General features: G+C 45.2%; 10 protein-coding genes and 1 riboswitch. Of the genes, 6 read left to right on the top strand and 4 right to left on the bottom strand.

What is annotated here, in order from left to right:
* Positions 1 to 9 precede the first annotated feature (9 nt).
* The 4 genes from M3M36_RS05935 (at position 10) to M3M36_RS05920 (ending at position 4,947) form a co-directional block, all read left to right on the top strand.
* Positions 10 to 225 (top strand): RNA polymerase epsilon subunit, encoded by a 216-nt coding sequence (locus M3M36_RS05935; RefSeq protein ID WP_252773662.1) that lies wholly within the window; start codon positions 10 to 12, stop codon positions 223 to 225.
* Positions 225 to 1,907, top strand: coding sequence for a ribonuclease J1 (rnjA, locus tag M3M36_RS05930; RefSeq protein ID WP_252773661.1), 1,683 nt, complete (start codon positions 225 to 227; stop codon positions 1,905 to 1,907). Before M3M36_RS05935 ends, rnjA begins: the two co-directional genes overlap by 1 nt.
* 150 nt (positions 1,908 to 2,057) lie before the next feature.
* Positions 2,058 to 3,575 (top strand): phosphoenolpyruvate carboxylase, encoded by a 1,518-nt coding sequence (ppcA, locus tag M3M36_RS05925; RefSeq protein ID WP_252773660.1) that lies wholly within the window; start codon positions 2,058 to 2,060, stop codon positions 3,573 to 3,575.
* Between the two features lie 478 nt (positions 3,576 to 4,053).
* Positions 4,054 to 4,947 (top strand): hypothetical protein, encoded by an 894-nt coding sequence (locus M3M36_RS05920; RefSeq protein ID WP_252773659.1) that lies wholly within the window; start codon positions 4,054 to 4,056, stop codon positions 4,945 to 4,947.
* 113 nt (positions 4,948 to 5,060) lie between these two features.
* Here the strand turns inward: M3M36_RS05920 and metK are convergent, their stop codons facing one another.
* Positions 5,061 to 6,218, bottom strand: coding sequence for a methionine adenosyltransferase (gene metK / locus M3M36_RS05915; RefSeq protein WP_252773658.1), 1,158 nt, complete (start codon positions 6,216 to 6,218; stop codon positions 5,061 to 5,063).
* Positions 6,219 to 6,298: 80 nt separating this feature from the next.
* Positions 6,299 to 6,383, bottom strand: a riboswitch (SAM riboswitch).
* Positions 6,384 to 6,447: 64 nt separating this feature from the next.
* On the opposite strand from metK, the gene M3M36_RS05910 reads away from it, so the two are divergent.
* Positions 6,448 to 7,317 carry a hypothetical protein gene (locus M3M36_RS05910; protein ID WP_252773657.1) on the top strand — a complete coding sequence of 290 codons (870 nt, stop codon included), beginning with the start codon at positions 6,448 to 6,450 and terminating at the stop codon, positions 7,315 to 7,317.
* A 56-nt stretch (positions 7,318 to 7,373) separates the two neighbouring features.
* On the opposite strand, the gene M3M36_RS05905 is transcribed toward M3M36_RS05910, so the two are convergent.
* The 3 genes from M3M36_RS05905 to pcrA form a co-directional block, all read right to left on the bottom strand.
* Positions 7,374 to 8,519, bottom strand: a complete 1,146-nt coding sequence (locus M3M36_RS05905) for a CamS family sex pheromone protein (RefSeq protein WP_252773656.1) — start codon at positions 8,517 to 8,519, stop codon at positions 7,374 to 7,376.
* A 78-nt stretch (positions 8,520 to 8,597) separates the two neighbouring features.
* Positions 8,598 to 10,637, bottom strand: coding sequence for an NAD-dependent DNA ligase LigA (gene ligA / locus M3M36_RS05900; RefSeq protein WP_252773655.1), 2,040 nt, complete (start codon positions 10,635 to 10,637; stop codon positions 8,598 to 8,600).
* 82 nt (positions 10,638 to 10,719) lie between these two features.
* Positions 10,720 to 12,969 (bottom strand): DNA helicase PcrA, encoded by a 2,250-nt coding sequence (gene pcrA, locus M3M36_RS05895; protein WP_252773654.1) that lies wholly within the window; start codon positions 12,967 to 12,969, stop codon positions 10,720 to 10,722.
* A 199-nt stretch (positions 12,970 to 13,168) separates the two neighbouring features.
* Between pcrA and M3M36_RS05890 the strand changes: the two genes are divergently transcribed.
* The gene (locus tag M3M36_RS05890) at positions 13,169 to 14,347 is read left to right on the top strand and encodes an ATP-binding protein (protein ID WP_252773653.1); all 1,179 of its coding nucleotides are present in this window, start codon (positions 13,169 to 13,171) and stop codon (positions 14,345 to 14,347) included.
* The last annotated feature ends 64 nt before the right edge of the window (positions 14,348 to 14,411 follow it).

Below are 14,411 nucleotides of genomic sequence, written 5' to 3'. Positions count from 1 at the left end.
GGAACAAACATGGTTTACAAAGTTTACTATCAAAGTCATTTCGACCGCAATCCAAAGCGGGAAAACACTGAGGCCTTTTACATTGAGGCCGAATCAAAGCCAGCCGCGCTCGCAGCTGCGCAAGCAAATACCGAATTTAACATCGAAGATGTTGAAGAATTATCCGATGCAGCACTGGTGTACGAACAGGCTAACCCGGAATTTAAGTTAACAACCTTCGCCTAATGTCAGCAGTTGATATTAAGGAAAACGAAGTCGGCGTTTACGCCCTTGGCGGACTTGGCGAAATTGGAAAAAACACATATGGAATCCAATACCAGGACGAAATTATCGTCGTGGATGCCGGAATTAAGTTTCCGGAGGACTCCCTTTTAGGAATTGACTATGTCATTCCAGACTATTCGTACTTAGTCGAAAACATTGACAAAGTAAAAGCTCTGGTGATTACCCACGGACACGAAGACCACATCGGGGCGATTGCTTACTTTTTACAAGCCGTCAATGTACCAGTTTATGCTGGCCCACTGGCAATGGCCTTAATTCGTAACAAATTAGAAGAAAAGCAGCTCTTAAACCGCGCTGAACTCCATGAAATTACGGATGGGTCGGTAATTGAATTTAACCAAATGTCAGTTGAATTCATTCGCACCACTCACTCAATCCCAGACGTTTTTGCCGTTTCAGTCAAAACACCCGTTGGAACGATTGTTGAAACCGGTGATTTCAAATTTGATTTAACACCAACCACCAAGCAAAAACCAAATCTCTGGTCAATGGCTCGCACTGGTGAAGAAGGTGTTTTGTTACTAATGTCCGATTCAACTAACGCTGAGCGGCCCGAGTGGACAAAATCAGAAGCCTGGGTTGAAAAAACTGTTCAAAAACTTTTTGAACAACTCAAGCACGGCCGGATTATTTTTGCTACTTTCGCTTCCAACATGAACCGAATCAAAATGGCAACAGATGCAGCCATTGCTCATGGTCGTAAGATTGCCGTCTTCGGCCGATCAATGGAATCAGCCATGACGAACGGGCGAGCCCTTGGATACTTAAACATCCCGGACGATGCTCTGATTGAGCAGTCACAGATTAAAAATATCCCAGATGACGAACTTTTGATTCTCTCAACCGGATCACAAGGAGAATCAATGGCCGCTTTGGCACGAATTGCTAATGGGACGCACAAGCAGGTTCGCTTAAAGCCAAACGATAACGTGATTTTTTCTTCTTCCCCAATTCCTGGGAACACGGCCTCTGTTAACGCTGTAATTAATAAACTAGAAGAAGGCGGCGCTAACGTTATTCATGGTAAGTTAAACAATATCCACACTTCTGGTCACGGTGGCCAAGAAGAACAAAAGTTGATGTTATCATTAATGCAGCCTGAATACTTTATGCCCGTCCACGGTGAATACCGGATGCTCAAAGTCCATGCTGGCCTAGCCGAAGAGTTGGATATTCCAAAGGACCATACCTTTATCCTAGAAAACGGTGATGTCCTCGCTCTTGACGGTGTGAATCCACCACGGATTGCCGGACACTTCCCTGCCGAAGATACTTATATCGATGGCTCAGGAATTGGTGATATTGGTTCGATTGTCTTACACGACCGCTTAAAATTGTCACAAGATGGTTTGGTCATCGTCACAGCGACGATTGACTTAAAAAAGAAGGAAATCCTTTCCGGACCTGATATCCTATCCCGTGGTTTTGTTTACATGCGTGAATCTGGTGACCTCATTAATGATGGTCGTCATGTCATTTTCAATACGATTCGTAAGGCAATGTCTGCAAAGAATGCTAGTGAATCCGATATTCGTCAGATCATCATTGATGATCTTTCCAAGTATTTGCATAAAGAAACGGCTCGTAAGCCAATGATTTTGCCAATGCTGATTATGATTTAAAACACAAAACGTCTAAATGATTTTATCGTTTAGACGTTTTTTTCAGACTAAAATCTGCTATTATTAAAGGGTATCGTTAACATTTTGTTTAGGGTTTTACTTGTTTAACGATTAATTATCCGTTTCTATCCCAAAAAGGAGCTTTAAGAGATGACAGAACGCAAGATTCCGGCGATTATGGGAACACAACACCCTGATAACGCCAACGCCCCCTTCTGGGACACCGCACAACAACCTTTCATCAGTGCTTACCGGGAAACTGATGAAGCCTTTCAAAATTACCAGACCCTCGATGTTGATGAATACATGTGGGACTGGGAAGGGAAACACGCCGATGCGGCAGTCATCGACCGCCTTTTCTCAACCCACTATGAATACTTTAAGGAACACCAACTTGGTCGTGACAAATTTTTGACGTTCCGTTTCCCAAATATTTGGGAAGAAAAAGGCTACAACTTAATGCAAGCCATGACGGCCTTTTTAAGTTCCGAAGACTTTGCCAATGACCTTGGTTTTGACCAACGCCCCTTGTTTGAAGCCATTTTACCAATGGCTCAACGTGCTGATCAAATCATTGAAATGCAGCTTTTGTTTGAAAAGCTGGCCCAGTTCAAAGATGCAACCTTTACACCCACGGAAGACAACAAGGCTTACATCGAGATGATTCCACTCTTCGAAGACTTTGAAACGCAATACCACGCACCAGAAATTTTAAAGGAATACTTGAACCTACATGAAGAACACTTTGGCTTCCGGCCAAAGCACCTGCGTGTCTTTTTAGCCGGTTCTGATTCTGCTCTTTCAGCCGGCTTTATGTCTTCCATTATTGGAAATAAGTTAGCCTTAGCGCGCTTGCACCAATTTGCCGATAAGGAAGGTATCGCCATCTACCCAATTTCTGGAACGGGGTCTGCCATCTTCCGTGGTGGCCTTTCACCTCAACGTGTCAAACGCTATGTCCGTGAATTCCCTGGTGTCAGAACAGCAACTGTTCAGTCAGCATTCCGTTATGACTTCTCCATCGACGAAACAAGGGCCGGCATCAAGTACTTGAAAGAAGAATTACCAAAGGCAAAGCCATTGCTAATTAGCGCTGAAGACGAAGCCGTTCTTTCCGATATCGCCCAAAAATCAGCAGCCTTCTACCAGGAAACACTCGAACAATTAGTTCCTGACGTCCAACCAATCTTCAAGGCCTTCCCAAAGCGCCGTGACCGTCGTCAGCACGTGGGGGTTTTGGGCTATTCCCGTTCCGTTGATAACATCGAATTACCCCGAGCCATTAATTTTACCGGCGCCTTTTATTCAATCGGTGTACCACCCGAATTTATTGGTTTTGGCCGGGCATATGAAAGCCTCAATGAAGAACAGCTAGCTGTCTTGAACCGCTATTACCCAAGTATGCGCGCTGATTTTGGCGAATTAGCTCACTATATCAATTGGGATGCCCTTCAAATTTTGAAGACGCAAAGCCCAGCCTGGCAAGATGTCGAAGAAGACATCGTCATCCTCAAGGATGCCTTTGACCTCCACATTGGACCAGAAACAATGGCTGAGCAGCAACACGCCGAAATTGCCCTCCAAGTTGTTGAATTCAAGGAAGGCGCTTCCGTTGCCATTACCGCCTTGATTAATCGTATGGCCCAATTGCGTCATTTCTTGGGTTAAGCAAACGATTAAAGTTCAATCACCATAAAGACTACCTGATGATTTAAAGCAAAAAAATTAGGTCAGCTCATTGAGCGGCCTTGAGGACTAACGGCCGTTATTGAATTGGCGTCAGTCCTTTTGTTTGTTCTGAATGCTTTTACCTTCTTGATTGATTTCTTTGGCGCAATCATACTAACTTTGCAAAGATAATTACTATTAATCGGTCTGCTTTGAGTCATTTGAATATAGTAAATGCCCGCAATTGGTCTGTCTAAATTTGGGGAATCATATCACTCAACTTAGTCTTTTTACTTTGCTCGTTATTTCCTTATACCAAAGACCGACAGCAAAACAAATGTCAAGAAAAAAATCATCACCAACCTTGATTTTCTGCTATAATCGACGTATTCTGATAAACGTAAAATGATGCCCGCCGTTTGGGTATCCGGCATGCACTGGCATGCCTTTTTTAACGACATAGCAAAGACTTAAAATTATGACATCAGCACACTTTATTATTGATACAACCTTGATTCGCCCAAAAGATCTTGGAGCCTTGGATCAAATCAAAAGTCAATTAACAGCCGCCCAAGCGGTCACAAGTTTTCAAAAGGCCTCTACGCACATCTCGGTCTACACCCTTGCCCGCAAAATCGCTAAGACCATGCAAAGAGAAGCCAGCCTCCCAATCGTCGTCATTGGTAATTCGGCTTCCTTGAATGCAACTTTAGCCGCAATTTTAGACTTTGATGATACCCTGCGCTGGCCACTTTTGTTAATTAACTGGGGGGATAAAAACCACTCATCCAGTCATCTTGTGCATCAAATTTTAACTGCTTTAAATACCCAAACTATCCGGCAGGTTTCTCTTGGACTAGTAACGGGCTCTGTTCCAAAGCAGGGTAAGCAATACTTCTTGGATACCTTCCAAGTTGGTCCTGATTTTTCAGCCATTTTACCTGAATTCAATCAAAAATTTGCTTGGAAACATGCCTTTCAGCAAATATTTTCTTTTTGGGGCCAGGCTTCCCGCAACCAAAACAAAATCAGTTTTTCTTGGACCCTTCGTTTTGGTCAGACCTATCAAAACCATTCCAAGACACTCGGTTTACAAATTATTCCGAGCAAAGATGGCAACACAGCCGAAATCCGCCTAGTTAACCAACTACCTTGGCCACAAATCATGCTGACCTATCTACGTGGTAAAAAAGGCGTGGAAAATCCTAGTCGAAAGGGCTTTACAACCATTCCCCTAACCATTCCTGCCGATTTTCATATCAAAGATATTCAGTCGGTCAAAACTGATGGCCGCCCCCTTCAATCCGGGGCCTATTCCTTCACCATGACAATCGCGGGGACTTACCCAATCATGGGAGTTGCCGAAAACTAATCAACACAAATTAAAAGACCTGGATGCGTCCTTCGACTGCATTCAGTTCTTTTATTGGTTGATCTTATCGAAATTCAATCCAAATAATTTTGATTTTTCTAAAGAAACTTGGCCTACAACTCTGCCTTGATTTTCTCAACCTGGTCCAACTTTTCCCATGGCAAGTCCAAATCAGGACGACCAAAGTGACCGTAAGCAGCTGTCTGCTTATAAATTGGCCGACGAAGGTCTAGGCTATTAATGATTGCCAAAGGACGGAAGTCAAAAAGCTTCTCAACGATGGCTTCAATTTTGTCTTCTGCGACCTTTTCAGTCCCAAATGCTTCAATATTCAACGAAACCGGCTTGGCAACACCAATTGCATAGGCTATCTGGAGCTCAATCTTGTCAGCCAAGCCAGCAGCCACCAAATTCTTGGCCACATAGCGAGCATAGTAAGCAGCCGACCGGTCAACCTTGGTGGCATCCTTTCCCGAGAAAGCACCACCACCGTGGTGGGCTGCCCCCCCATAAGTATCGACGATAATTTTACGGCCTGTCAAACCAGAGTCGGCTTGAGGACCACCCAAGACAAAGCGACCGGATGGATTAATATAATACTTCGTTTGGTCATCAACCAAATCAGCAGGCAAGACCAGATCAACCACGAACTTTTTTATATCAGCACGTAATTGTTCCAATGTTACTTCTGCATCGTGCTGAGTTGACAAAACAACGGCCGCAATACGCTTAACCTGGCCATCATCCGTCAATTCTAGTGTTACTTCACCCTTGGCATCTGGGCGTAAGTAAGCCAATTCTTGGTCATTTCGTACCTGACGAATTTTACGCATTAACTGATGGGACAAGTCCAAAGCTAATGGCAAGTAATCAGTCGTTTCATTAGTGGCATAGCCAAAAACCATTCCCTGGTCGCCGGCACCTAATTGGTCTGGATCATCTTCGGCCGCATCAACAGCTTGAGCAATATCTGGTGATTGTTCCACAATCTTATTCGAAACATTGATTGAATCAGCTGAAAAACCAAATTCCGGCTGATTGTAGCCAATGGCCTTGATCGTATCAACGGCAATTTGACGGACGTTCACATAAGAAGTCGTTGACAACTCACCAAAAATCGAAACATCGCCCGTTGATGTGGTCACTTCAATGGCGGCCCGAGCCTTTGGATCTTCTGTCAACACAGCATCCAAGATGGCATCAGCAATTTGGTCCGCTACCTTATCCGGATGGCCATTGGCAACTGATTCAGCAGTAAAAAATTTTGTCATTTTCTTTTTCTCCTTTAAATTAACTAACAATATAGAGACAAAAGAAAAGCACCTTGGACAACCCAAAGCGCTTTGCAAGTTGCCTATCTTACAGAATTACCACCGTGCAAATGCCGGTTGGTGCAGGTTCACCGTGCTGTATCACTTCCCTGCTCTTGATAGTTATGTAATTTATAATTTATATTCTACATGATAGAATAAGAAATAGCAATTGACTTTCGAGGTTCTGATGACAAAAGAAAATGAAACAATCACTCCTGATCAACAAACCAGCACGCCACTGCATGGCGCAAGTGACGAACCACTCCAGGAAAAAACGGCTGATTTTTTCTCCCGGTCACAACGCCGCCAAGAACAAAAACAACAAGCTAACCAAGGCCAAGTCGCTGCCCTACCAGCCCCTCATCGCTATACGGTTCCAGCGATTGCAGTCGGTTTAAACATCATCTGGTGGCAACAGCCCCTCATCTACCACCAAGTTTGGCAAAATGCTGGTAACTGGCAAATTTGGTCCTTAATTGCCTATTCAATCTTTTCTGCAATGACGTTGGGGTTCCTCGTTAAAAATCGGTTTGCCAAGGCCGACTGGCATGTTTGGGCCTCCTTAGCTGCTTCTTTAATTGTGCTTTTCAATTCACAATTACGGTCGCGCTTTGAAGTTTTAGCCCTCCTCCTGCTCTTCATTTGCTTCTTGCTGATTTTACCCTTTCGGGCCTTTCAGTTGAAGAACCCGCTTGGTTTAACCGGTTTGAGCATCTTGCTGACCTTTTCGGTGCCAATTTGCATCAACTATCTGGCCAACAACTATGTTGAAACTGATTTTTTGAAGCAATCATGGCTTTTAGTCTTTGCCACGGCCTTTTACTTCACTCCCCTCTTCCTACCCACAGTTAAAGGACGAAAATTAGGACTCATAACCGGTCCACTTTTTATCCTCGCCGCCCTCATATTGGAAGGCTTCTCACCAATCGCCTTGATCACAATCGTTTTCGCCATAGCTGCGTATCTCTTAACCTTTATTCGGCCATTAACCTATCAAATTCAGCCCTTAGTGGCCATTTTCGGACTAATTGTTACCGTCATGTCCTACTACCATTAAAAAAACAAAAAAAACGCTTAGAAGCGATTCTAAGCGTTTTTAGTTTGTAATCAAACTTATTGATCAAGTTTTGTAATCGTATAGGACTTATCATCGGCCTTACGAACAAGCAAAGCCTGAATTTCATTGGCCGTTTGAATCTTGATTTGTACAGGAGCTGATGAAGGTAAGAACTTCATCGCAGAGGTGGCAACATAGTTGGAGAAGGCTTCAATTTCGGTTGGTGAATAGAATTGCGTTGTCACCGTTACGTTCATAGAAGACAACTTATTATTCGTAAATTTAGCAGAAGCTGTTGCCCCCGCAATGTTTGGGAAGAAGTTAGAAATATCAGTCTTGAAGTTATTAAAGCCAGTATTTTCATCAGATCCAAGGCTCGAAGTGTCATCAGATTCTTTTGGCAAAACGATCGACTTTTCGTTGATATCTGACCAACTACCGATATCAGTACCTGACTTTGAGGTGGCTTCAGCATAGAAAGAACCTGGAGCCAATGAATCCTGAGAAGCAGTGTCATACATGGCCAAGACAATTGGAATGTTCTTGCCAACACCTTGTTGCTCACGAATCGTCTTGATCAACTTTGGCGCAATCTTTTGCCCGTAAGCAATCCTATCCTTATCTGAAATCGTTTGATAATAAGTCGCACCATACTGTTCTTTTTGGTAAGCATCTTGACTATTCATCGCCACGCCCACAACCATTCCAGCTAATTGCAGGTTATTGCCGCTCTTGGTCATGAAATCTTGTTCTGTTAACGTCTGAACGTAAATCGGATTTCTCGAACTATCCGTCTTGCCATTATCCTTTGGATTCAAGCCAGTTGCATTACTATCCGTTTGACGAGCTAAGAGACCATTAACGGTGTCAGCATCAAGGTACTGACCTTCCTGGAAGATGTAGCGACCAGTCTTAAAGTGCGACTTAGACAAATTCAACAATGACGTTTCAAAATCTTGGACATCCAAAGAATTGTTCAAAGATGTTGCAGTAATACCCCGAGCGGCTGATGTCAAATAATGCCCATCCTTGATGACCGTTTGATAATCCCCCGCAGAACTTTGGGTTAACTGAACACCCTTTGTTTTGGAAACACTGGGTGTGACCGAAGCGATATTAATAAAGTAAAAAAAGGCTCCTAAAATAATCAGAAGCGCAAGGCCGATTAAGATATAGCCCCGCTTTGAAATCCGTTTTAACATTGTTCTTCCTCTTTGACAGTTTGGCTGAAAACGCCAAGTACAACCACCGGCAAGTTTTTCTGACCACGGCCGACAGCTTTAGCCGGCCTCATTTTGCTGGGCTGACAAGAATTCTTGTTCATTCCAGACAGTGACCCCAAGAGTGTTTGCTTTGGTCAGTTTTGACCCCGCATCGGTACCGGCAATCACTAAATCAGTCTTCTTCGAAACTGATCCAGTGACGCTGGCCCCGTGAGCTTCTAACCAGGCAGCAATTTCACTACGTGAACTCTGTTCTAGTTTACCAGTCAAAACGATCTTTTTACCATAGAAAAATGAATTTTCATCAATTGGACCCGTTTCGGATAAGTATTCCAAGTTCACACCAGCGTTGGCCAATTCGGCCAAAAGGGCTTGCGACTGGGGTTCAGCGAAGTATTTCACCACCGAATCCGCAATCGCTTGACCAATTCCATCGATGGCGACTATTTGTTCCGCATTGGCCTGTCCCAAGCTTGGTAAGTCTTGTAGGCTTGCCATCATAGTTTTCGCCGCTTTCGCCCCAACCAAGCGGATACCCAAGCCAAAGAGCAAGCGATCGGCGGAATTTGCTTTGGAAGCCTGGATAGCCGCCACCAAGTTATTGGCTGATTTTTCTTGAAACTTATCTAAAGATAGTAACTGCTCAACCGTCAAGGAATAAATCGAAGCCACATCGGTCACCAATTTTTTGTCCAAAAGTTGGCTAACAATCTGTGGGCCAAGGCCATCAATATTCATCGCATTGCGCGAGGCAAAATGGGTCAACCCCTCTTGCAGTTGCGCTGGACAAGCCGGATTAATGCAACGTAACACCACTTCACCCTCAACATGGACCAAATCAGCGCCACAGGAAGGACAAGTCGTTGGAATTTCATACTTTTTGGTATCTGCTGGGCGTTTGTCTAGGATGACCTGCCCAATTTCTGGGATAATATCACCGGCCTTGTGCAAGGTCACTGTATCGCCAACGCGAACATCTTTTTCCTCGAGGTAGTCCGGATTATGCAAGGAAGCCCGCTGCACCGTTGTCCCAGCCAAGAAAACCGGGTCCATGGCAGCCGTTGGTGTCACTGCACCCGTTCGGCCGACCGTCCATTCGATATCACGGACAATCGTCTGCTCCTCTTCCGGTGGAAACTTATAGGCGATCGACCATCGGGGTACCTTAACCGTGTTACCTAAGTCAATTTCGGAATCGATATCATCCACTTTGACGACAACGCCATCAATTCCATAAGGCAGGCCGTCACGTTTTTCGGTGTATTCGGCGATATAGGGCGCAATCTCTTTCATCTGGCCAATGACGCGGTTATCCTTGTTGGTTGGCAAACCAAGTTCGGCAAAACGGCGCAAGACTTCTGATTGCCTGGTCACACCCAACGTATCGGCCTCGGCCGTATAGTAAATAAAGGCAGACAACTGGCGCTTCTTGGTTTCGCGTGCATCTAGTTGACGTAACGAACCCGCCGCCGCATTACGTGGGTTGGCAAAGGGTTCTTGACCCTGATTTTCCCGTTCTTCATTCAAATGCGCAAAGGAAGCCTTTGGCATATAAATCTCACCACGAACTTCGATTGTTAAGGGCTCTTTTAATTCTTGGGGCACATCTGCAATGGTCTTGACGTTAGCCGTGACATCTTCACCAATCAGGCCATTGCCTCGAGTGGAGGCCTGCATTAAGCGACCATTTTCGTACTTCAAAGAAACTGCCAAGCCATCAATCTTTAATTCCAAGTTATAGGCCGGCTGTTGCCCCAACGCTTTGATGGTGCGATTCTCCCACTCTTGAAGTTCGTCTAATGAAAAAACATCCCCCAAAGAAAGCATTGGCACCGGATGTTGCACCTTTTCCAAGCCGGACTTGGTCTGGGCGCCACCAACATTTTGCGTTGGCGAGTCTGGTGTCACAAATTGTGGAAAGGCCTGTTCCAAGGCCACCAACCGGGCATACTTTTCATCATAAACGTGGTCTTCAACCTTTGGCGCATCCTGCTCGTAATAGGCAATTCCATAATCGGTCAACTCGTCTTGTAGCTGACTGATTGCGACTTGCGCATCCTTGGTCGACATATTCGTTGGTTGTGGATTACTTGCCATAAAAAATCCTTTCTACACGGTCAGTTAGCTGTTGGTCACAATGGCTGTACCAAGAAAAAAGCATCAGTTTTTTCCTTGCAGCTTAATCAACTCGTGTAATTGGTGCAAAGGCAGCCAAGAGTTGTTTGATGCCATCTTCTGGGAAGGCGACTTTAAGTTCTCGGTCAGGTTGGTCACCGGTAACTGAAACAACCGTCCCAATTCCCCACTTCTTATGAGAAACCTTGTCGCCAGCCTGCCACATGACCCCTTCAGCACCAGTGGTTTCAGCTGATTTCTTTTGAACCGGACTAGCCTTCGCAGACCCCTGGTAAGTAGTACTCGTTGCCCGGAGAAACTTCGAGGACAAACCGGCAGAAACGCCAGAGCCGCTTGCCGGATAGGCCTGCTCAATCAATTCGGGTGAAATTTCATCAATAAAGCGAGAAGGTTGGTTCGCCTGTGTCCGGCCATATAGCAAACGGGAGAAAGCATTCGTTAAATAAAGTTTCTGCTCAGATCGCGTAATACCGACATAGGCCAGACGTCGTTCTTCTTCTAATTGATCCTCGTCTTGTGCCGCCCGGCCCAATGGGAATAAGCCCTCTTCTAGGCCAATCAAGAAGACCGTCGGAAATTCAAGCCCCTTTGCGGCATGTAAGGTCATTAACGTGACCACCCCGCTATCTTCCTCGACATTGTCCAGGTCGGCCATCAAGGCCGTCGAACCTAAGAAATCAGTTAACGGATTCACTGCGTCGTCCGCCTGAGCATCGTACTTGTCATCAAATTCCTTGGTAACAGACAAAAATTCATCCAGGTTTTCCAGTCGTGATTGCGACTCAGGGTCTGATTTTGCCTGTAATTCCTGGCGATAGCCGGACTGTTCTAAAATCAAATCCGTTAACTCCGAAACAGTTAAGAACTCTGCTTGTTGGCGGAAGTTATGCACCATTTCGGCAAAGGAAAGCAACTTTGTCACCGCTGCTGGGCGGATATCCTGGGCCATTTCGACTTGATCGATAGCCGCCAACATTGGTAAGTTAACTTGGTTAGCAAAGGTAAAAAGCCGGTCAACTGTTGACTGACCGATCGCCCGCTTAGGAACATTGATAATCCGTTCTAAGGCCGCATTATCAGCCGGGTTTGCGACCAACGACAGGTAGGCCATCACGTCCAAAATTTCCTTACGGTCATAGAACTTATGACCACCAACAATGGTATAAGGGATGTTTGCTTTGACCAAAGATTCTTCCATGGCCCGGGACTGAGCGTTCGTCCGGTAAAGAATTGCAAAGTCGGACAAAGATTGATGGTTTTCGCGTTGCCCATTTTGAATTTGGCCCAACACATAATAGGCCTCATCCTGGGCAGACTGAGCCCGATAATAGGTGATTTTGTCTCCGGCACCGTTTTCGGTCCAGAGTTTTTTCGGCACTCGCTCGTTGTTGTGATTAATCACATCGTTAGCAGCATCCAAAATGGATTGAGTTGACCGATAATTTTGCTCCAAGAAAACTGATTGTGCCTGAGGCCAATCCTTTTCAAAGTTTAAAATATTTTGCATGTTGGCACCACGCCAACCATAGATTGACTGGTCGGCATCCCCAACAACGGCTAAGTTCTGTGAGCCTTGAGCCAGCATGTTGACAATCTTATACTGGGCATCATTGGTGTCCTGGTACTCATCGACGTGGAGGTAACGGAACTGGTCTTGATAGCGTTGCAAAACATCAGGGGCCTTTTCAAAGAGTTCAATCGTCAACATAATTAAATCATCAAAATCGACTGACTGAGCCTGACGCAAAGCTTTCTGGTAAGCAGAATAAACTTCTGCTACACGTTCTTCATAAAAATTAGCGGCCTGCTCTCGGTAATCCTTGGCCGTTAGCAAATCGTTTTTAGCATTGGAAATGGTCCCTAAGATTGTCCGTGGATCATACTGGTTTGAATCCAAATTTAAATCATTAATCACCCGTTTAACCAGCGTCCTTTGAGCAGAACTATCCAAAATCGTAAAGTTCTTGCCCAAGCCAATCCGTTCACCATCTCGACGCAAAATTCGAACAGCCAGGGCATGGAACGTTGAAACCCAAACGGATTGGGCTAGCTGCTCATCGACTAATTTACCAATTCGTTCCCGCATTTCACGGGCAGCTTTATTCGTAAAGGTGATGGCCAAAATCCGCCAGGGCGCCACATCTAAATCTTCAATTAAATGGGCAACACGGTGCGTCAAAACCCTGGTCTTCCCAGATCCGGCACCAGCCATAATTAAAAGCGGTCCCTCTGTCGTCCTGACCGCCTCCGCTTGCTTGCTATTCATACCCTTGGTTAATTCTTCAACAGTCATTTTGCCATCCTAAATCGTTTTTGTTCACTGCTCTTATTTTATCATAATTCAAGGAAAATCAGGCTAGGACAAAAAACTGCCCTAATCTAATTCGTGCGTCGACAAAATACCAACAGTTTGGCCTTGATTACCAGCAATTAACCATTTACAGTCTGTCTGATTTTTTGGTAAGGTAACTATAATTAAAGGTGGAAAAATCATGCAAACTAGCGAACACTTACTCACTTTGGGCCAAACGGGGTGGTTCAAAAACAAGTACCAACCAGCGGCCACAACGCTTTTCGCCCCACACCTTCTTTTGGTTGGGCAAACTGGGTCTGGCAAATCAACAACCCTCAAACAAATTAGCCAACAGTTACAAGTAAATCGACTCGGGCAAATCATTTTCGATCCAACCGGCGAGTTTAGCCGAGCAGACGACCAGCAGGTCTCCTACAGCGTTGGCCAAAACGTCTACTTTGATCTCAGCCAGTTAGCACCAAAAGACTTATTGACTGCGCTTGGTTTGACCTGGCCAACCAAGTGGCAGCTGCTACTAGGACAAGCTCAAGCAGCCTTACGGATTAACTACAATCTTAACCAACAGCAAAAGGTCATTTTAAACACTAAAGCCCTAACCGCCGATGCCTTTTATGCTTTAAAAAGTCAACTCTATCAAAGTCAATGGTCTTTCTCATTAAGCCTCCTCGCCCCCCAATTGCGCTTGCTAGCCCACCAAGGGTTTATTGATCAAAAAGAGAATTTGGCCAGCACTGATCCTGATTTGTTGACGGCCATCGACCAACTAGCCGACCGCCTCGCGGATCCGCGCCTAAAGACCATTGCACCAAATACTCAGGTAAAAACAACCAAGTACGACTTACTTTACCTGCTCAAATTAGCAACGGCTAAGGCTTATTTCGGCGCTAAAATCAGTATCAACCTGGCTCAGCTGAAAGACCTCGGTGCCCTCCAAGCCACCATCATGTCCACCGTCTGGCGCCAACTGCTCAGCTTTCAATCCAAAAGCACCCATAAGGCGACGGTTTACCTCTTAATCGACGAGGGCCACCGCTTCCTGTTGAAAAACAACCAAGCCGAGCAAGACAAGGACAGTGGTTTAGCGCAAATTCTGCGTGAGGGACGCAAGGAAGGCCTCCAGGTGGCCTTTGCTTCCCAGTCGCCACTCGACCTGTCAACTGCTCTACTAGGACAATTTTCAGCCACAATTGTCCATCGGCTGACGAATCAAAAGGAATGGCAAGCATTGCCCCTCCTAGCCAACTCTGCTAAAGCTGGGAAAAAATTAGGTCAGCTACAAACTGGCCAAGCACTAATCAAAGTTAACCAGGAACCGAATCGAACCGTCACGATTTTTGCATCCCCAAACAAACAATAAAGCAAAGAGAGAACCGTACGCGCGTTCATGAACGTGCGTAATCCGGTTCTCTTTTTAATTGAAA

Source organism: Fructobacillus americanaquae (assembly GCF_024029775.1).
GTDB classification, from domain to species: domain Bacteria; phylum Bacillota; class Bacilli; order Lactobacillales; family Lactobacillaceae; genus Fructobacillus; species Fructobacillus americanaquae.
Note: the sequence above shows the minus strand (reverse complement) of the source record. Positions and strands in the feature narration are given on the sequence as shown.